Here is a 19,031-nt window from a genome sequence, read left to right on the forward strand (position 1 = left end):
ATAATACTCTCTAAAAAAATACATTTAGGCTGTAAAAATAAAGGAATAGATTAAATATATCTCTCTTAAATTTGTCCACTTTCTTGACAGAAGACCATTTCGGTCATCAAGCCTCTCTTTGATGACCGTTTTTTCGCTTCCCACTACTTTTCGGTCACCAAACCTCTCTTTGATGACCGTTTTTTCGCTTCCCACTACTTTTCGGTCATCAAGCCTCTCTTTGATGACCGTTTTTTTCGCTTCCCACTACTTTTCGGTCACCAAACCTCTCTTTGATGACCGTTTTTTTCGCTTCCCACTACTTTTCGGTCACCAAGGCTCGCTCCACTACCCGCAAAAACCCCAAAACTGAGATTCACCTAAAGACCTACGTCACACGCACCCCCAAACTCACCCTATCACAAAAACAGCGCCACAATCATTCCTGCCAGACCGATTACTGTTAGTGCGTAGACAGGTTTTACGGCCATATCCCCGTTATTTTCCATCGCTCGACCAAACATTAAAAATACTAAAGGGTGGACTAGAAACGGCATCGAAAAGATGAATGGAATGAGTAAAGCGGCTTCTGTACCGAACATTCCTCCTTGGATGGCGGCAAATAACCCAAAGTGGGAAATAGCAGAGGCTTGTGCCATCGCAGCATAATCCATGGCTAGTGGACTTAATGAAAGAAACGCAAGCCCCCCAAAAACGGCACAAATCTGCCATCCAAATGAAAATTGCATAAGGGCTGTGACTTCATAACGATCTTCCCCTTTCGCTTTTCGCAAGTTTTTCAAAGATAAAGCGGTAAGGAAAACACCAACTGCAACGAGCAGAAACGTTGGGATGAACCATAAACTGCCACGTTCTGCACTTACGGCTAAAATCGAAAAAACAAAAATGTGGCCGAAAAACGGAATGTTAATCATAATCGGCGCACGAGTGGCAGCGACCTTTCCGAAGTCCCCAGCCGTACAAGCACCTGTTAATCCCGAATGAGAAAGAGCTCCAGCCATACCTGGTGCCAAGTTTCTAACATTAGCAGTCCGTGCAAAATACATCAGCAAAGCTATTCCACCAAACATCCATAGTAATTGCCCAAAAAAGCTATAGACGAGGACAGCATTTACACCTGGAATGCCAAAAGCATCGCCTATTCGTGATCCACCAATTAAAAAGTTGGCTGCAAGTACAATTGGAATACCTGCAAATAGGAGGGCACGTAACGTCGGTCCAAACGCCCAACGATAAAAAACGGCACCAAGTGCTGCTGCAATCATCATCGCAAAGAAGATTTGCGGCAGTGCGATAATTGATGCTACCAATTGTGCAACGTAATAAGAACTAATTAATATACCGATAATTCCAATGATTTCAATAAGACCTTTACGTAAATAGAGATGTTTGTTCGAAATTTCCGCTTTATTATCGATTAAAATGATCGATCCAACGAGACCAATATATGCAACAACAGGATAGTACGATGCCAGCATGTCCTCCGGATGCGTCCCTAGTAATACTCGACCAACACCTTCAATACCGAGTAACAGGAAAAAAGCTCGGACGATAAAGAATAATTGGGTCCGACTCGTCCCAAGTACCAATTCTTCATCTGATGGAACCATCATATCATCTTCATCCAACGGCTTTTTACCGATGATTTTACGAAGCTCTTGACCACCAACAAAAAAGGAAACGGTAAGAGCAATAATCGTCGTTTTAGCCATCAAGTCGATGAGTGGAAAATCATCAAGGCCTGGTGTTGAAACCCCGCTGTATTCAAGTATGTAACCCATTGCTAATCCAAAGATAACGATAATTAATATCGGAGAATACCTCGTCCCCGCTACCACTGTTCTTGCAATGAGAACCATCGGAACTAGGAATAAAAAAATAATCCAAAACTGATTAATTAACTGCAAATTTGTAAGTTGTTCTGAGATGTCCATTAATGATCCCCTTTTTTCTTATAAAGTGAAACTTTTTCAGTAGTGCTTTACTCATCCTCACTGGAAAATTCATTATTTTATTTTGAATTAACAAGTTCTTTCTCATACATAAAAATGAAATTTAAGAAGGTTTAGCTTTTATTCTAGAAATGGACTTTTCTTTTTACTCGCATCAAATAAAAATTGAACATTTCTAAGTCACACTTCGTTCTATTCTGCTACCATCTTCTCTTGGTCGGACAAAAAAAGAGTTGCTTGAAAACAACAACTCCTCTTTAAACATCCACTATTGTTGTAACATTAATTTTTCTAACTGTAATGGCTCGATATATTCACCGTTTTTGTAGGCTCTCATATTGCCACCTGAGATTTCATCGATAAGAACGATTTCTTTATTGTCACCTACACGGCCAAATTCAAACTTAATATCATATAATTCAATCTCTTTTTTTGCTAACTCTTCTTTTACAACGTTACCAATTTTCTTCGTTAAATCTTTTAACACACTGTATTCGTCTTTAGAAAGTATGCCTAGCATATCAAGAGCATCTTCAGAAATAGGAGGATCTTGACGGTCGTCATCTTTTAACGTCACTTCTACAAATGCATCTAACTCTTGTCCATCTTCTGCATACATACCGTAGCGACGTAAAAAACTTCCAACAGCTCGGTAACGACAAATGACTTCTAGCCCATTACCAAACACCTCAGCAGGTTTGACCGTCATCGTGCCTTCCTCGATGTTCGAATCGATGTAGTGCGTTGGAATCTCTTTCTCTTTTAATGCTTCAAAAAAGAATGCTGTTAATCTTAGTCCAGCTTTTCCAGCACCTTCGATCGAAAGTCCAACCGTATTGGCACCTGGATCAAAAACTCCATTTTCTCCCGTTACATCATCCTTGAATTTTAATAAATAGTTACCATTCTCTAATTCATATACATCTTTTGTCTTACCTGTGTATGTAAGCTTCATTCTATACTACACCCTTTCCCCATTTAATAACTGCCTATGAAGTATTATGCAGTAAAATGTCACAGAAACCAATATCTTGTCAGTGAGTATTTTATGAATTTTTTTAAGTAATTACATCGGAGTACTATGATTTATAAGAGAATAGAACTAGCTTTTAACTAATCATTCTAAGACATTCCATATGTATTATCCCGGTACGATAACCCCTATCTAAGTTCATGAAATCTAGTCAGCAAAGAGATGTCTTCCGATCGTTAGCTTCGGTGTTGTATTATTAAAAATCCACTGTGATGTTGCTATTCGGGGATTGTAATAATAAGTAGATCCATAAGTAGGGTCCCACCCTAACCAAGCATCTTTCACCGCTCGATACGCAATATAAGTTGGAGTCAGATCGTATTGACCGTCTTGGACTGCTGTAAATGCATTTCTCTGATAGATGACACCTTCAACTGTTGAAGGAAATTCTGAAGAGTATAAGCGATTTTTGATAACAGCCGCAACAGCCACTTGACCTTTGTACGCTTCTCCACGTGCTTCTCCGTGAACAATTTTAGCCATCTTCTCAATCTCCATTAGTCGATGCAATGTTCTTGGACCTGCGATTCCGTCAACAGAAAGTCGAAAATCTTCTTGCAGTTGGCGAACGGCATTCTCTGTTAAAGTTCCATAGTAGCCGGTTGGAGCGACATGGAGATAACCCAATTGCACTAGCTTTTCTTGTAATTGAAAAACTTTTTGACCCCGATCTTCTTTTTGCAGTATGGATTCATAGGCATGGGACTCCTTAGGGAACAGCGACACGATCAATAGACAAACTAACACAGGAAGAACAAGTTTGGCACTTTTTAACATATAATCACCTCCTTTTCATCCATTCAAACATGAAAATAGCTTTATTAAAATAAAATTCTATTAATTCAGGAATATCCTCCTGTAAATTTCAGAAAATAGCACTAGAGAAAAACGAAATACTGATAGTTATAAAATCCTTGTTTTCATACATTTTATCTCATATGAACAACAGGAGTACGAACTAAATAGACAATTATTAAAGCCGTCCCGAACGCAGATCCTAAAAAGATGAAGTGTACAGGTATAAATTCGGCTAAGGCACCGACTCCAAAAAAAGCAAACGGTACAGCTAACTTCATCAGCATTGACGAAGTCCCCGCAACTCTTCCTAATAAGTGGTTGGGAGTCGTTTCTTGACGCAATGTAAAATAGTGAATATTCATTAAACCTCCACTTAATCCGTTACAAAACATTCCAGCAACAAGCCAATACCAATCCAATGAAAAGAATAAGAGAAAATATCCAAAACTCTGAATCGCTAACGACCAAATAAACAACTGTCCCCGCGTGAACCAGCGCGTCATCTTTTTAGCCACGGTCGCCGCAACCAGCCCGCCAATCGCTGTACTTGCCAAAATAATCCCGAGCTTCGTTTCGATTACATTCATAACATCTAATGCAAAAAAGATAAAGACAGAAAGAGTTGCTGCCGATGTAAGATTGCTCAGCAACACCATGATCGTCAAATTCCATAACTCTTTATTTTTAATAAGAGAGTACCAACCTTCTTTCATTTCTTCAATCATGCTCGTTTTCTTTTGACCCACTTCCTTTTTTATAACAGGCAGCTTCAGGAGAGAGATAAATAAAAGCAATACAAGCAAACCAACTGCTGTAATCGTTAATCCGTAAATGTTATTCAACACCAAGAGCACCATACCGGCTAACGCTGGTCCAATGAGTCCGACAAACGTGTACAAAAATGATATGACCGAATTAGCAGCTGTTAATTGCTCCTTTTCAACAATAAGCGGTAACACACTATGATAAGCATTGCCAAACATGTAAGCTGACGTATATAAAATAAATCCAAGTACATATAAATGCCAGAGCTGAAGTTGAGAGGTTAAGAGTAACGCGATCATCGTCAAGATTATAACCATTTGTAAGCCGACGGAACTAAGCAACACCTTTTTTCGATTGAAACGATCAACGAGTACCCCGATAAAAACCGCCAACAGGAGGTTCGGTAAAAATTCAATCGCCCGCATTGTCCCCATCGCAAAAGCCGACCTTGTTAATTCGTAAATCATAATCGGTAATGCCATTGTAAAAATAGAAAACGTTAAATTTGAAACAGAAGTACCCGAAATTAGCAATAGAAACTGTTTATTTTTCCAGATCGAGCTATTGTTTTTCAAGACTTTTTCAGATTTTCTTTCTAGAACAGCTTTCATTGTTTATCACACCTTTTCCCTCTTAATCTTAGTTTTTCAAATGTTTAGTGATAGTTTATCTGGTAAAAAGGTGTCTAAAAAGTGTACAATTCAATTAAACTAGTTCACCTTTTAAGGAAGATGCCTATGAAATTGACTGAACACTATTTACAATTACGTGAAGCACTTGCGGCTGTTGATGATCATCAAGCGATCCAAATCACAATCGAGGAATTAGCAGAAATTCTTCATTGTACACCAAGGTACGTCAAACGATTAATAAAGGAAATGAAAAGCAACGGTTGGCTTGAGTGGGAAGTTTCTTATGGGAGAGGAAAACGACCGACACTTACGTTTTTAAAAAGTAAAGATGCGGTAACGTTTGAAGTGTCTAAATTACATATTGAAACTGGAGCATATAAGGAAGGACTACAATTATTACATACGTTAAATCCCTTCTATCAACAAAAGTTAAATGAGTGGATCCAAGAGCAGTTCGGATATATTGAGCATAGAGACGACGAGGAACAACTAGACATTTTACGCTATCCGTTTTACCATGCTTTTCATCACTTAGACCCCGCCCACTTGAAGTCCATTCATGAAAATCATTTAGCAGACCATATTTTTGATACGTTACTAACCTTTAACCCCCACTCAAATGCAGTGGAACCTCATCTCGCTCATCATTGGGAAGCCCATGATACTGGCAAGGTTTGGACCTTTTATTTACGAAAAGGTGTTCTTTTTCAACACGGTAGAGAATTAACGGCAGAAGATGTAAAAGCAACCTTTGAACGCATAAAAGAAACTCCCTTCCACAATAAGTGGATGATACGTCATATTAAAGAGCTTCGTATTATAAAAAAATATATTGTTCAATTTATCCTGGATCGACCTGATTACTTATTACCTAACGCATTATGCAATAAACAACTGTCCATTATCCCAATTGAAGTGTATAACGAAAATCCTGAACAGTTTACGAAACTTCCGATCGGCTCTGGTCCTTTTAAACTAACAAAACATGATGATGCCATGCTTCGCCTTGATGCACATTCATCCTACTTTCAAGGCCGTCCGCATTTAGACCGTGTGGAAATTATTACGCTATTACAAATGAATGAACAGGAGCATCATCCATTTTTTCATTATTTTAACCAAGTGACAGAAAAAGACAAACCGATGGCCTGGAAAGAGATTGAACATCCAGAAGAAGGCGCTACCTACCTGAGCTTTAATTTATTTAAAAGTGGAGCCCATCAAAATAAGAAAATAAGAGAAGCTATTCGCTGTTCCATCGACCGCGATAAAATGTGCCGCGACTTATTAGGTGAACGTTACTTCCCTGCAGATAGCCAGCTTATCCATCTTACAGAGAAGACCTATATAAGTCCGTACGATCGAACAAAAGCAAAGCAACTTCTAAAAGAAGGAGCATACAACGGGGACAAAATCACCCTTTATGCCACACAGCTGCGTAAAAATGCACACCTAAAAAAAGAAGCCCTGTGGCTCAAAGAACACCTAGAAAACGTCGGGCTCGTTGTCGAAGTTCATGTTGTTCCTATCGATGAACTCATTAGGGAAGAAACACTAGCCGAAGCTGACATCATTCTAGCTGGAATGGCATTAGGAATGGATATTCAATACTCCTTGTTAAGGTTTTTTCAACTACCAGGAAGTTTTATAAAAGCATTACTTGGACCTGAATTATCGATGACATTCCAAAAAGAATTAGTCCACATTCAGCATGAACCCGATTCTCTCTCACGCTACCAACTATTAGTAGATCTAGAACAACTTCTAAAAGATGAAATCGCCTATATCCCATTGTTTCATCGCAGCCACCATGTCCAAGTCAACCAAGCATCACCACTTTCAGGCGTCACCCTAGAATCGTACGGCAAAGTAAGCTACAAGAAATTATGGTTCAAAACATAACAAAATCTTTTTATCGGTGCTTTTATTGGTGCCAGGCACCTTTAGCACAGCAGTGAGCTAAAGGTGCCTGGCACCGAATATTTTAGGATTATCCTTCGTAGATCATCTTTTTTGTCATTCCGCCATCTACGACTAAGTTCACGCCTGTTACGAAATCATTATCAGCAGCGGATAAATACATACAGGCTTTCGCGACATCCTGGGGTTTTCCGACGCGCTTAGCCAAATGTTGTTGATGGTCAACCTCCCGTAATTCGCTATAATCGCCGGTTTCAATCCAGCCTGGAGAAACCGCATTTACTGTAATGTTGTACTCACTTAATGACGCAGCAAGAGCATGCGTCAAAGCCACAATGCCACCTTTAGAAGCAGCGTACGCCTCTGAGTGAGGTTCTGACATCATGGCGCGAGTCGAAGCAATATTGACGATCGCTCCTCCCCTTTCATTCTCACGCATCACTTTTGAAGCTTCCTTCGAACATAAAAACGCACTTCGAACATTCGTGTTCATCACCCGATCCCAATCGTCCACTGAACATTCAAGTAATGGTTTAAACTCACTAATTCCTGCGTTGTTAATGAGTACATTAATCGTTCCGTATTTCCTTTTCGTCAGCTCCACTAGGTCAATAATTTCTTTTTCTTGCGATACATCTGTTCTAACAAAACAAACGTCATGACCAGCCTCTCTCCATTCACTCGCCACCTGATCACCTCGAACTTCATCTCTATCAGCTAAAACAACGGCACACCCCTTTTCCGCATAAGCTCTTGCTACTGCTCGTCCTATTCCATTGGCCGCACCTGTGACGATAACGACATCTTTTTTGTGTTTATTCATAAATAACACTCCTCTTCCTACTTATATTATGAATATCATGATTTCTGCTCGTTTTCTTTCTCATATACGAGGCTACTCCTCGCTCTTGAACGTCAAGCAATCAGATTTACCAATACTTAGTATAATACATAAAAATCTTCTGCTTTCACAAAATATAGTGACGAAGATTGGGGGTGAATGTAATGGAACAAAAAAGAGTGAAACAAATTCTTTCTTCTTCTGCTGACATCGACGTTAAATATAACGGAGCTTCTGTATGGATTGATGAATTAAAAGAAGATGGAAAAACAGCAACTGTTCATTTAAGAGGACCGATGGAAGAACGCTCAGACGTGGATATCTCTGAGTTAGTGGAAGAATAATTTTAAAATAAAAATAAAGTTGCCCTAATACTTGCAGTACAGAAGAAAAAGAGCCTGTTTGATCAAATAAATCAGGCTCTCATTGTGTTGCACATATTATATTCTATTTCATTAATCCACGATTTCACTCACCTATTAAAATCACTTTTGACAAATGGCTCATTCTCATTTTTTCCCTGATTACCTGCTACCTCTTACTGTTGACAGCAATTTGTCCACCTTCTTGCAGCTGCAATGCTGCTTTATCAGCAATAACCGTGACATCATGATGGCGCTTCAAGACTGAAGCTGGGAAGTCCTCTGACACTTCCCCATTTAACAGTCTTTGCAATGCTGTTGCTTTTTGTTCACCAGACACTAATAAAATAACTTGCTTACTTTCTAAAATGGTCTCAATACCCATTGTAATGGCTTGAGTGGGCACTTCTTTTATATTTTTGAAAAAGCGAGCATTCGCCTCACGAGTTGTACGATCCAAATCGACCACATGTGTTCTCGACGAAAATGGCGTACCTGGTTCATTAAAGCCAATATGTCCATTATGACCAAGTCCTAATATTTGCAAGTCAATGCCGCCAGCCTCTTCAATCAATTGCTCATAGCGCTGACACTCCTGCTCTAGCTGACTTGCCATCCCATTGGGTATATGATTGTTCCCCTTTGTAAAATTCACTTTATTGAACAAATGATGATTCATATAATATCGATAACTGTTTTTATCATGATCCGTTAAGCCCACATACTCATCCAGATTAAACGTTTTTACATGAGAAAAAGAAACTAACTTCTGTTTATATCCTTCAATTAACATTTCGTACACACGTTCAGGCGTTGACCCAGTAGCAAGTCCAAGAACAGGGGAAGATATCGAATTTACTTTACTTACAATCAGTTGACACGCATATTTGCTCATTTCTTCATGATTTTTCATAACTATCAATTTCATTTATCTCACCTCCTGTATGCTATTTTGCCTCGGCAGATCGTATAATGAATATTTAAATCTTCATCCACCAATAAAATATCCGCATCCTTTCCAACTGCTAGGCTTCCCTTTCGATCATCCAGCTTTAGTTGTTTAGCAGGATTATAACTAGCCATTTTTATTAAGTCTTCAATCGATGCCCCTGTTATTTGCCGAATATTTTTAACCCCATCAATCATTCTTAACACACTGCCAGCTAATGTTCCAACTACTAATTCAGCTTTATTCTCATCAACAGTTACCCTTTGGCCCCCTAAATCATAGTGACCTGGTGCAAGACCTTTTGCTCGGATTGCATCCGTAATGAGTATTAACCGATCGGGTCCGATATTTTGATAGATAACCTCAATCATTTCTGGAGAAACATGAATACCGTCAGCGATTAGTTCACTACGTAGTTCCTTCAGTAAAAAAGCTGCACCAACGACTCCAATATCTCGGTGATGAAGTCCAGTCATTGCATTACATAAATGAGTGACTTGATTTACCCCAGCCTCCACGGCTTTTTTCATCTCAGCGAACCCTGCACCAGTATGTCCTACCGATATATTTATTCCTTCAGTAAATAAATTTGTAATTAATGTATGATTCTTGTCCTTCTCTGGTGCAAGCGTAATCGTTTTGATCCTATTACCAGAAATCGCTTGCCATTTGTTAAACAATTCAATCGATGGCAGTGCCACAAACTCTACTGGTTGAGCTCCAGCCTTACTTTTTTCTATAAAAGGTCCCTCTAAATGCACACCTAGTAATTCAGCACTGTTTGGTTTATTGTTATAGTCGGCAACATTCGCTAAAGCCCTTTCAATGTTCTCAGTCGATTGAGTAATCGTTGTAGCCAAAAAACTAGTCGTTCCTTCTTCTGGCAACCTTCTAGCTATTCTTTCAAGTGCTTCAGGAGTAGCATCCATCACATCGGCTCCGTGGGTTCCATGGATATGCCCGTCAATGAACCCTGGAATGGCTTGTAAACCGTCTCCATCTATCGTGAGCTCTTTTGCGAATACCTCTTGAAGTCTGTTTCCTTTTTCTATTGCATCAATCGTTTTTCCTTTTACGAGCAAACAGCCCTTTTCGATAACACCTGTCTCTGTATATAAACGAACATTCTTTATAAAAATCGTATGACCATTCAAAGCATCCACTCCTCTCAGCTCTTGGTTTCTATTTGTGCCATACTTTGACGTTCGTTGAGTCAAATCCTCTATCTATAAACAAAAGCACCTTTGTTATATAAAAAAACACCTCCCCTATAGGCATTGGCCGTTTCAAATAGCGACTCAAATCATAGGTATATGTCTAAGAGAGGCAGGTGAATGCTATGTATTACAATTACTCAAATTACCGCAATCAAGCTTTACCACCAGGATATTACATCCATTCTAATCATCTAAAAGATACGATGAAAGCCACACAACCCACTTATTCGATTAATTTTGAACCGATATTTTTTGATCATTTGATGCTGCATTTACATGAAAGGATCCAAGTAACTACTATTAATGAAAAGTTAGAAGGTGAATTAACGGGCGTAGCTGTTGATCATTTACAGCTAACGATTAATGAAATCGATTATCATATCCGATATGGACATATTATTTATTTTAGATTAGCCGATTAAAAATAAAAAGGTTACTGTTTTTTCACAGTAACCTTGTTAACGAATCTCTACCTTTTAATAAACCACACTAGCTAACCAGTAAAAATAAGGAATACCGACAATTAAATTAAACGGCAGTGTTAGCCCAAGTGCCGATCCAATATATATACCTGAATTTGCTTCCGGAATCGCTTGACCGACTGCGGCAGGAGCTGCAATATACGAAGCACTTCCCGTTAAAAACGCGAGAACAACAGCTCCCCCCAATGATAACCCGATAAAATATCCGGCTAACACACCTAACGTTCCACCTACTACAGGAAGTATAAAGGCAAAAAGGAATGAAGTTGGCTTTACGTTTTTTAGTTGACGAATACTTTGCGTTGCTACCATCCCCATATGCAGTAAGAAGATACATAGGATCCCATAAAACAAATCACCGAATAACGGTCTAATTTGCACGAGTCCGTCTGTATGAGCAACATACCCGATAAAGATCCCACCTAGTAACAGGAATATACTTTTACCGAAAAAAGCTTCCTTTATGACATGCTTTAAACTAGCATCCGGATTTTCTTCTACTTCATTTTGCTTTTGAGTAAATACCTTATAGAGAACGATTGCTAAAATGATTGCCGGACCTTCCATAATGACAAGAATCGCCGACATGTACGCTTCATAATACACACCGACCTTCTCTAAAAAGGCAATACCTGCTATGAACGTCACCGCACTCACCGAACCATAGTGGGCAGATATAGCAAACGAATCGGTTAATGAAAACTTAAAGAGTCCTTTTACAGTAATAAAAGCTAGTCCAAACATTAAAAGGCTCAGTACTATTGAAGTAATGATCGTTGGAAGCATGTCCATTAACGTTACATTGCGCAACTCGACTCCACCCTTAATCCCAATCGTAAGCAGAATAATCATCGTATACCCAGTATAAAAGGCCCCCGGTACTTTAAGGTCCGAGTTGACAATGACAGCAACAATACCAATAAGGAAAAATAAGATCATCGGTGATAATAAATTGGTATAGGCGATTTCATAAATTAACTCCATACGTTCCACCTCTAATCCCAACATTTGTTATTCTATTAAAGTAACCCAATGTGTCTTAATGTATGAAAAAACCTCACTGCACAGCTAAGTTTACAATTGCAATTGCTGAAAGTGAGGTAGTGATACGTTCAAAACCTATTCTACTTTTACGTTAATCCGGTGAATAGCATTATACCCATATCCTTTTCGATTCCAGTACTCTCGCTCTGGTTGGATATTTCCATTTGAATCTTTTGCTCTCGTTTGAATCGGATACGTTCCCTTACCTGGCGTCTTCCAGATATACTGCCACTCTGTCCAAGCATATCGCTTGGTCCGATCCTGGGCGAGTGTTACAGCCTCCCAGGTGTTTCCTTTATCAAAGGAAATTTCAACTTCTTCAATCTGCCCTTCACCACTCCAAGCAAGCCCGACTATAATATGAGCACCTTCATCGATAATTGAATGGTCTAAGGGCTGCTGTATTATTGAATTAACGCGGATCGTTGTCACAGGTGATTTTCCCTCATCCGTTTGAGCGTGTGGATAATAAACATAGTCATCCGTTTGAAAAGGACCTTCATAAGCTTGATCTACAACAGTAATTTTTTGAAGCCATTTGACCGATGCCATCCCGTACCAATTCGGAACAATTAATCGGAGCGGATATCCGTGTTTAAAAGGTATCGGTTGGCCATTGTATTCGTAAGCAACCATCGTATCGGGGTGGAGCGCTTTATCCATAGGTAAACTTCTTTCATAAGAAACGGGTTCATCCACATTCGGTGTCGTACCTCGATCAGCTCCGGTAAACACAACTTCATGCGCATTTTCTTCAAGCCCTGCAACAGCAAGCAAATCTTTAAGTGGAACACCGGTCCAAACCCCTTGGCTAACCGCACCTTCCTCCCATTGCTCACCGAACACTTTTGGGCGAAAATCAGTTCGCTGGTTTCCAGCGCAAATAAGCGGTACAGTGATTGTTTTACTTGGTAATTTCTTTAACTCCTCAAGTTTTATAATCAAAGCTTTTTTGACTGCTCCAGTTATCAGTAAATTCCCACTATTCATAGTTAGATCAGGATACTGAAAATGATTACGTAAAAACCAATATTCTTTGTCAAAAATGGAACCTCGTAAAAAATGAATGGGCGTTTCTTGATTTTCAGGGATTAAACTTCTAGTTGTGAAATACGGACGCACTCTTCCATCGCTCATACCATCGCCCCTTCCCATAAAAACATATTAATGAGAACGATTGATTAGACCTGTTCACTTACTGATCGAAAAAATTAAAACAATAAGTGAAGAATGCACGAAGAAGAAAAGAGTTAAACTAATGATATTCATAAAGGGGGGGATACATCTTGCAGAAGAAAACATTAACACTTCAACCTTCGTTTTATAACGAAAGCCCTTATGCTAAATACATTGCTAATGAAGAGCACGATGACTCTTACGGGTTAATTTATTATGAGTTTCTTCATGAAATCGGGACGCTTCTTGAAGTCGACATCATTTTTGACCAACTCAATGCAACCAACTGGTTAATTGCCGACAATCGCCATATGCAAATTGTTTATCATAAAGATACTGAGAATAACGACCAAATCGAGTTTATCCCTAAAACAACGGACGGTGAACAAGCAATTCAAAAAATGCAAGAACAGCTTTTACAGGATAATTCGAGCTACTTAAACTTTGATTGATTTTATCCTAGACCTTAATTTGTTCATTTTTTGGACAATTAAAATTGATTTTGGACAATAAATAATTCAAAACCGACAATAAATTGAGAAATCGGAGAATAAATTTTGAAATTGGATAATATATTGGGTGACTTGGACAATAAACTATAAAAGAAGCTAAGAAAACTGCGCACAAATTAGCGTTTCCTAGCTTTAATCATTTTCCCGGTATTGTTTTTAACCTTTTTTTGGCCACTTCCAGAAAAATTTAAAAACAGGACCCTGTTGGACCCTGTTTTTGCCTGTTACTGCTTATCAGTTAGTTGCTTACCGTAAACAAACGTCAAAATTAAGAAAGCGAAAAAACTAATCATTAAAACGGAGCCACCAGCGATGTAAAATATAAGGTTAAACAATCCTGGAGCCCACTCTGGCTGAAAATAGTACATCCACATTCCGGCTGTTAATCCAAAACTACCAAAGACAGCAGACCACACTTGCACCATTGCTAATTTTGATTTTTTCGGAATAGCAAATAGCGCATAGAAAACAGCAAATGCAAACAAAGACAGCCAACCGACAACTAATATGTGAGCATGAATCGCACGGAACATATAAGAGCCTGCTCCAGCCATATGCCCTCCCATAAATACACCGATCACAGCATATATAGCAGACGTTTGAAGTAAAAATTTCGTTCTATTCAACTTAACCACCCTCAACTCTTTGATTTTCTAGATGAAAACGGCCACCAGTTCCATCGGTCTAATAGTGTAACGATTGCTGGAACGAGCATGCCTCGGACTAAAAAGGCGTCCATTAAAATCCCTATACAAACAATAAAGCCAAACATAAACAATTCTAAAATCGGTTGGGTCATTAAAACGCCAAACGTTGCTGCTAAAATGAGACCTGCGGAAGAAATCACACCACCTGTTAAAGCAACGCCTCTTTGGACCGACTCACGGATCATAAAATGACGATTTTCCTCTTGTATTCTAGAAATTAACATAATATTATAATCGACTCCTAAAGCGACTAGGAACACGAATGCATAGAGAGGAATACGATAACTCATTGCTTCATAACCAAACATATTTTCAAAGATAAACCAACTGAATCCTAGTGCAGATAAAAAGGAAATAAGAATTGTAGCCATCATATAAACAGGTGCTACTAAAGAGCGAGTATGGAAAATCAGCATGAAAAAGATTACTAATGTGACGACAATGACAACAGTACGAGTATCGCGTTCATTTAACGCTCGAATATCAGCTTGTTTCGCTGTTTCCCCCGCAAAATAGAGGTTCGTCTGATGACTCCCCAAACCACTTTCATCTAGCAATTTTTCTTTATTACTAATCAACGAATCTAGTTGATCGAGCGCTTCCTGATCATAAGGGTTCATCTCAAATATGATATCAAATTTTACTGCCTGTCCTGTTTCAGCTAACCAACGATTCCCCCCATGCGCTTCGCCGTCTACAATCAGCTCTCTATCAGGTAATGTTGTTGACTGTATTCCCTCTTCTGCTAATAACTGACGATTTAATTTTTCAAGGGAGATCCATTCATTTTCAGAAAACGTAAAGCCCTCTTCTTTCTCAACAAGAACGGTTATTGGTGCAAGATCTCCTGCCGGAAAACTTCTTTCAAGCTGCTCAAAACCAACACGAGAGGTCATATCTTCTGGAAACGACTTGATTAAGTTAAACGAATATTGAATGTTGATCACATTAAGCCCGTTAATAATCAAGAAAAGAAGAACAAGCCCACCAGCCACTATCGGCTTTTTCGTTACAGCGGATCCGATTTTACCCCAGAAGCGATTCTTCTCTAACGTTTCCTCACCCACTTGTGGAATGGCTGGCCAGAATGAACGGCGCCCTACAATCGTAAATAGTGCCGGTATTAACGTAAGCCCAGCTAATAAAACAATGATAATCGTAATCGCAAACACAGGTGCAAAATTTTGGTAAGGACCGTAATTTGCTAAAAAAAGGACTAGCATCGCAGCAAATACCGTACCACCACTAAAGAAGATTGGAGAGGCGACTTCCTTCACTGCTTCTTTCATCGCTTGGTGCTTACACTCGTACTTTCGCAGTTCTTCACGATAACGTGAGAAAACAAATAAACTATAATCTGTCGTTGCCCCAAATAATAGAATCATAACGATTGATAAAGATTGAGATTCAATCATAAACACACCATTGGCAGCAAAAATGCCGAGTACACGGTCAACGACTTGATAAACGAACGCCACAGCTACTAATGGAATGATCGCTAATAATGGGGAACGATAAATGACAATCAATAAAACTAATACAAGACCAATCGTAGAAAACAGCAAAACAAGATCTGCATTAGAAAAGATTGCAATCGTATCTGAAGCAATTCCTGCTGGACCCGTAATCATTAAAGATCCATACTCTAACTGCTCATCACCAAACGTCTGAATAGCACTTATCGTGTCATTGATTTCTGACATCTCTAAACGATCCATTAATGTGAGAGGTAGAACAAGGGTCGTTCCATCGTCTGACTGAAACATTTGCTTCGCATGTTCTGGAAAGTCGTGAAACGGAACCATTGACTCTATTGTAACAAGTTCTGTTTCATCCGTTAACCATTTACTGACGTTCTCCACTTGTGAAATATTGGTCTCGTTCCAGCCCTCTTCTTCATGGAAAACCAATAATGCGAGAATTCCTTCTTGTGAAAAATAAGTTTTTATTTTTTCATTGGCTATAACAGATTGTGCTTGTTTCGGTAAATCATCCTCTCCTGTATTAACTGTATAATCATTAGCTGAAGGTGCCACACTTAAAGCTCCTGCTATTGCAATCCATACAATGAGAATCACCCAAACCCATTTACGGTCGGATGTATATTTAGCTAACTTACTCATTTCCTCTTCATCTCCTATACTATTTTTCAAAAATAAACGAGTGACCTCCCATATACCCTCCTCTTCCAGACTAACCTTGACGAAAAAATTACCTCGCAACGAAATCATACCTATGCTATATGAACACAAGATGAACAAAACAACAATTACTCGACAAAATCCTCTAAAAACATGTCCATACATTCATGTTCCTCAACACTGCACTCCGGAAAACAGCCAAACAAAAAAACAAAAAATACCTGGCACCCAATTGTAAACCGGGTGCCAGGTACCTACTTTACGTTACTTTACATTACTTTACGTTACTCTTCGTTACTTCACATTAATTCACTTATCTTCCCTTACTTTACTTATTTCCGAGTTGGTAGGGTAAACTCAAATTTCGTTCCTTTACCTACTTCACTTTGGACGGTTATAGACGACTGATGCAGATCAATAATCGATTTCACGATGGATAAACCAATCCCGGTTCCAACTTTTTTTGAACGTGCTTTATCTGTCTTGTAAAACCGGTCCCAAACATGCTCTAATTCATTTTCAGGAATTCCTTCCCCTTTATCCTCAACCAAAATACTTAACTCGTCATTACGAGAAGTTAAAGCTATTCGAATTTTACTTTTCTGAGCAGAATAGTAAATAGCATTCTGCATTAGGTTGACCAAAACCTGTTCAATTCGATCACGATCCGCATAAACGGTTATATCGTCTTCCTCCCCAACGATCTCAACTTCAATTTGTTTTTTTATTAATTCGGGCTCCATCTTTGCAATCGTAAGCCTAATTTGCTCGGATAAATTATAAGTCGTCGGATGAAGGCTAATTTGTCCAGCCTCTAACTGAGTGAGACTTAATAAGTCGTTAACTAGCTTAATGAGACGATCTGTTTCATTTTTCATAATCGAATAATAGTGGTTGGTTCGTTCTTTTGGAATTGTTCCATCGGTTAATGCAACTAAAAAACCTTTAATCGACGTCAATGGTGATCGTAAATCATGCGATACGTTAGCTACAAAATCCTTTCGCATCTGCTCTAATCGATCTAATTCTTTAGCCATAAAATTAAAAGTGGCTCCTAACTGTCCGACTTCATCTTTGGTTTTCACCTCAACGTTTCGAGAAAAATCTCCCTTCGCATATTGCATGGCGATATCATTCATATGACGAAGAGGTGCTGTTATTTTTCTAGATATGAACCAAATGGCTATCCCTGTTAATGCGATCGTGATAAGCATCGTTACAACAATGAGGAAAATCATTTGTCTAGATTCGTGATTGTATTCATGAAAAATCATGACCAATGAATAATTATGTTCACTTTCAAGATCAATTTCGATTGGACTTGCCATTAAGTAGATGAGATAATCGTTCATTCTCATCGGCTCAGTTATCACTTCTCCACTTAATGAGGCTTCAACAATCACCGGGTCAACCCTCGTTAATTGGGAGTGTGGGGTATCGGATTGATAATGGACCTGACCGGTATCGTCATAAATCGTTACGATCGTATATGGTTGATTTAAACTCATTTGAAGAGATGCCTTAACAACTTCTTGATCCCACCCCTTTTCATGAGCCAATTGCAAATGATCAACGATTTGATCTCTTTGGTGATAAAAAACTTCTTCATAATTGCTGTATAAATAATCGTGAAACAAGTAAATAAAGATCGAACTAAACATTAAAAAGGCTAACAGGGCAATGACCGAGTAACTTAAAAATAATTTCGAAAAAACCCCTTTTCCCTTAATCACCAGATGTCACCTCAAACTTATACCCCACTCCTCGAATCGTTTTTAATGCCCATTGCGTAGTCGGTTGCCCTAATTTTTCGCGAAGACGTTTAACATGAACATCAATGGTACGTGGATCACCATCAAAGTCAAATCCCCATAATTGATCTAAAAGCTGTAAACGGGAGAAAACTTGATTTGGATGTGTAGTAAAAAAATAAAGTAAATCCAATTCTTTAGGTGGCATCGTCATTTCCTTACCGTTTACTAAGACCCGGTATTGCTTCATATCAATCGCTAGTGAAGGCCATTCAATCACTTCTTTTTCATCAAAAAGTGGATGAACTCTCCTCATGACTGCTTTCATTCGAGCGATAAGCTCATTTGGGTCAAAAGGCTTAACGATATAATCATCTGCACCTAGGTCAAGTCCCCGAATTTTATCGTAACTCTCTCCCATTCCTGTAAGCATAATAATTGGGATCGTTGAATTGTCTCGCCGGATATCTTTACAAACTTGCCATCCATCTAGCTTTGGAAGCATAATATCTAAGATAATAATGTCTGGTTGTTCATCATAAAACTTTGATAAACCGTCCTCACCATCCGTAGATAGAATGGCAATATGTCCTTGTTTCTCAATGTATAGGGAAATAAGCTCGCAAATGTTTTCATCATCTTCTATAATTAGTACCTTCCATTTTTTCATGCTGTTCTCCTTCTCTAATCTCCTAAAACTTTCAATTTACTATGTACTTCTATCTTGTACCGTAGCATGGATATATGAA

General features: G+C 38.8%; 18 protein-coding genes. 4 read left to right on the forward strand and 14 right to left on the reverse strand.

The window, feature by feature from the left end:
• Window positions 1-24: 24 nt before the first annotated feature.
• The 5 genes from AC2VNP_RS22230 to AC2VNP_RS22250 form a co-directional block, all read right to left on the reverse strand.
• A complete protein-coding gene (locus AC2VNP_RS22230; protein ID WP_486919595.1) occupies window positions 25-195 on the reverse strand; it encodes a hypothetical protein in 171 nt (56 codons plus the stop codon).
• Window positions 196-398: 203 nt separating this feature from the next.
• Window positions 399-1,934: a hypothetical protein gene (locus AC2VNP_RS22235; protein WP_486919596.1), complete on the reverse strand. Its 1,536-nt coding sequence runs from the start codon at window positions 1,932-1,934 to the stop codon at window positions 399-401.
• 286 nt (window positions 1,935-2,220) lie between these two features.
• Window positions 2,221-2,907, reverse strand: a complete 687-nt coding sequence (locus AC2VNP_RS22240) for a phosphoribosylaminoimidazolesuccinocarboxamide synthase (protein ID WP_486919598.1) — start codon at window positions 2,905-2,907, stop codon at window positions 2,221-2,223.
• Between the two features lie 225 nt (window positions 2,908-3,132).
• Window positions 3,133-3,762, reverse strand: a complete 630-nt coding sequence (locus tag AC2VNP_RS22245) for a cell wall hydrolase (RefSeq protein ID WP_486919600.1) — start codon at window positions 3,760-3,762, stop codon at window positions 3,133-3,135.
• 152 nt (window positions 3,763-3,914) lie between these two features.
• The gene (locus AC2VNP_RS22250) at window positions 3,915-5,159 is read right to left on the reverse strand and encodes an MFS transporter (protein ID WP_486919602.1); all 1,245 of its coding nucleotides are present in this window, start codon (window positions 5,157-5,159) and stop codon (window positions 3,915-3,917) included.
• A 126-nt stretch (window positions 5,160-5,285) separates the two neighbouring features.
• Here AC2VNP_RS22250 and AC2VNP_RS22255 point away from each other — a divergent pair, with 126 nt between their 5' ends.
• The gene (locus AC2VNP_RS22255; RefSeq protein WP_486919603.1) at window positions 5,286-7,082 is read left to right on the forward strand and encodes an ABC transporter substrate-binding protein; all 1,797 of its coding nucleotides are present in this window, start codon (window positions 5,286-5,288) and stop codon (window positions 7,080-7,082) included.
• An 88-nt stretch (window positions 7,083-7,170) separates the two neighbouring features.
• Here AC2VNP_RS22255 and AC2VNP_RS22260 read toward each other — a convergent pair whose 3' ends face one another.
• Window positions 7,171-7,923, reverse strand: coding sequence for an SDR family NAD(P)-dependent oxidoreductase (locus AC2VNP_RS22260; RefSeq protein WP_486919605.1), 753 nt, complete (start codon window positions 7,921-7,923; stop codon window positions 7,171-7,173).
• A gap of 182 nt (window positions 7,924-8,105) precedes the next feature.
• Between AC2VNP_RS22260 and AC2VNP_RS22265 the strand changes: the two genes are divergently transcribed.
• On the forward strand, window positions 8,106-8,285 hold the full coding sequence (locus tag AC2VNP_RS22265; RefSeq protein WP_486919606.1) for a small, acid-soluble spore protein, H family: 180 nt from the start codon (window positions 8,106-8,108) through the stop codon (window positions 8,283-8,285).
• A gap of 187 nt (window positions 8,286-8,472) precedes the next feature.
• On the opposite strand, the gene nagB is transcribed toward AC2VNP_RS22265, so the two are convergent.
• Entirely contained in the window at window positions 8,473-9,231 is a 759-nt protein-coding gene (gene nagB, locus AC2VNP_RS22270) for a glucosamine-6-phosphate deaminase (RefSeq protein ID WP_486919607.1), read from the reverse strand.
• 5 nt (window positions 9,232-9,236) lie between these two features.
• Window positions 9,237-10,406: an N-acetylglucosamine-6-phosphate deacetylase gene (nagA, locus tag AC2VNP_RS22275; RefSeq protein ID WP_486919608.1), complete on the reverse strand. Its 1,170-nt coding sequence runs from the start codon at window positions 10,404-10,406 to the stop codon at window positions 9,237-9,239.
• A 185-nt stretch (window positions 10,407-10,591) separates the two neighbouring features.
• On the opposite strand from nagA, the gene AC2VNP_RS22280 reads away from it, so the two are divergent.
• Entirely contained in the window at window positions 10,592-10,891 is a 300-nt protein-coding gene (locus tag AC2VNP_RS22280) for a DUF2642 domain-containing protein (protein ID WP_486919609.1), read from the forward strand.
• Window positions 10,892-10,945: 54 nt separating this feature from the next.
• Here the strand turns inward: AC2VNP_RS22280 and AC2VNP_RS22285 are convergent, their stop codons facing one another.
• Together AC2VNP_RS22285 and AC2VNP_RS22290 are read right to left on the reverse strand one after the other, a co-directional pair.
• The gene (locus AC2VNP_RS22285; protein ID WP_486919610.1) at window positions 10,946-11,935 is read right to left on the reverse strand and encodes a sodium-dependent bicarbonate transport family permease; all 990 of its coding nucleotides are present in this window, start codon (window positions 11,933-11,935) and stop codon (window positions 10,946-10,948) included.
• 135 nt (window positions 11,936-12,070) lie between these two features.
• Window positions 12,071-13,132, reverse strand: coding sequence for a sulfite oxidase (locus AC2VNP_RS22290; RefSeq protein WP_486919611.1), 1,062 nt, complete (start codon window positions 13,130-13,132; stop codon window positions 12,071-12,073).
• A gap of 149 nt (window positions 13,133-13,281) precedes the next feature.
• On the opposite strand from AC2VNP_RS22290, the gene AC2VNP_RS22295 reads away from it, so the two are divergent.
• Window positions 13,282-13,623, forward strand: coding sequence for a hypothetical protein (locus AC2VNP_RS22295; protein WP_486919612.1), 342 nt, complete (start codon window positions 13,282-13,284; stop codon window positions 13,621-13,623).
• A 284-nt stretch (window positions 13,624-13,907) separates the two neighbouring features.
• Here the strand turns inward: AC2VNP_RS22295 and AC2VNP_RS22300 are convergent, their stop codons facing one another.
• From AC2VNP_RS22300 to AC2VNP_RS22315, 4 genes are all read right to left on the reverse strand, one after another.
• Window positions 13,908-14,309: a hypothetical protein gene (locus tag AC2VNP_RS22300; RefSeq protein ID WP_486919614.1), complete on the reverse strand. Its 402-nt coding sequence runs from the start codon at window positions 14,307-14,309 to the stop codon at window positions 13,908-13,910.
• An 11-nt stretch (window positions 14,310-14,320) separates the two neighbouring features.
• Window positions 14,321-16,513, reverse strand: coding sequence for an MMPL family transporter (locus AC2VNP_RS22305; protein WP_486919615.1), 2,193 nt, complete (start codon window positions 16,511-16,513; stop codon window positions 14,321-14,323).
• Between the two features lie 350 nt (window positions 16,514-16,863).
• On the reverse strand, window positions 16,864-18,264 hold the full coding sequence (locus AC2VNP_RS22310) for a sensor histidine kinase (protein WP_486919616.1): 1,401 nt from the start codon (window positions 18,262-18,264) through the stop codon (window positions 16,864-16,866).
• Window positions 18,257-18,952: a response regulator transcription factor gene (locus AC2VNP_RS22315; protein WP_486919617.1), complete on the reverse strand. Its 696-nt coding sequence runs from the start codon at window positions 18,950-18,952 to the stop codon at window positions 18,257-18,259. Before AC2VNP_RS22315 ends, AC2VNP_RS22310 begins: the two co-directional genes overlap by 8 nt.
• Window positions 18,953-19,031 lie beyond the last annotated feature (79 nt).

Source organism: Alkalihalobacterium sp. TH-98, assembly GCF_057473385.1.

Excerpts from the sequence above, each read along its gene's own strand:
- AC2VNP_RS22265 (WP_486919606.1), top strand. The coding sequence starts at position 8,106 with ATGGAACAAAAAAGAGTGAAACAAATTCTTTCTTCTTCTGCTGACATC.
- AC2VNP_RS22240 (WP_486919598.1), bottom strand. The coding sequence starts at position 2,907 with ATGAAGCTTACATACACAGGTAAGACAAAAGATGTATATGAATTAGAG.
- AC2VNP_RS22290 (WP_486919611.1), bottom strand. The coding sequence starts at position 13,132 with ATGAGCGATGGAAGAGTGCGTCCGTATTTCACAACTAGAAGTTTAATC.
- AC2VNP_RS22235 (WP_486919596.1), bottom strand. The coding sequence starts at position 1,934 with ATGGACATCTCAGAACAACTTACAAATTTGCAGTTAATTAATCAGTTT.
- nagB (WP_486919607.1), bottom strand. The coding sequence starts at position 9,231 with ATGAAATTGATAGTTATGAAAAATCATGAAGAAATGAGCAAATATGCG.
- AC2VNP_RS22280 (WP_486919609.1), top strand. The coding sequence starts at position 10,592 with ATGTATTACAATTACTCAAATTACCGCAATCAAGCTTTACCACCAGGA.
- AC2VNP_RS22255 (WP_486919603.1), top strand. The coding sequence starts at position 5,286 with ATGAAATTGACTGAACACTATTTACAATTACGTGAAGCACTTGCGGCT.
- AC2VNP_RS22250 (WP_486919602.1), bottom strand. The coding sequence starts at position 5,159 with ATGAAAGCTGTTCTAGAAAGAAAATCTGAAAAAGTCTTGAAAAACAAT.
- AC2VNP_RS22245 (WP_486919600.1), bottom strand. The coding sequence starts at position 3,762 with ATGTTAAAAAGTGCCAAACTTGTTCTTCCTGTGTTAGTTTGTCTATTG.
- AC2VNP_RS22315 (WP_486919617.1), bottom strand. The coding sequence starts at position 18,952 with ATGAAAAAATGGAAGGTACTAATTATAGAAGATGATGAAAACATTTGC.
- AC2VNP_RS22305 (WP_486919615.1), bottom strand. The coding sequence starts at position 16,513 with ATGAGTAAGTTAGCTAAATATACATCCGACCGTAAATGGGTTTGGGTG.
- AC2VNP_RS22260 (WP_486919605.1), bottom strand. The coding sequence starts at position 7,923 with ATGAATAAACACAAAAAAGATGTCGTTATCGTCACAGGTGCGGCCAAT.
- AC2VNP_RS22285 (WP_486919610.1), bottom strand. The coding sequence starts at position 11,935 with ATGGAGTTAATTTATGAAATCGCCTATACCAATTTATTATCACCGATG.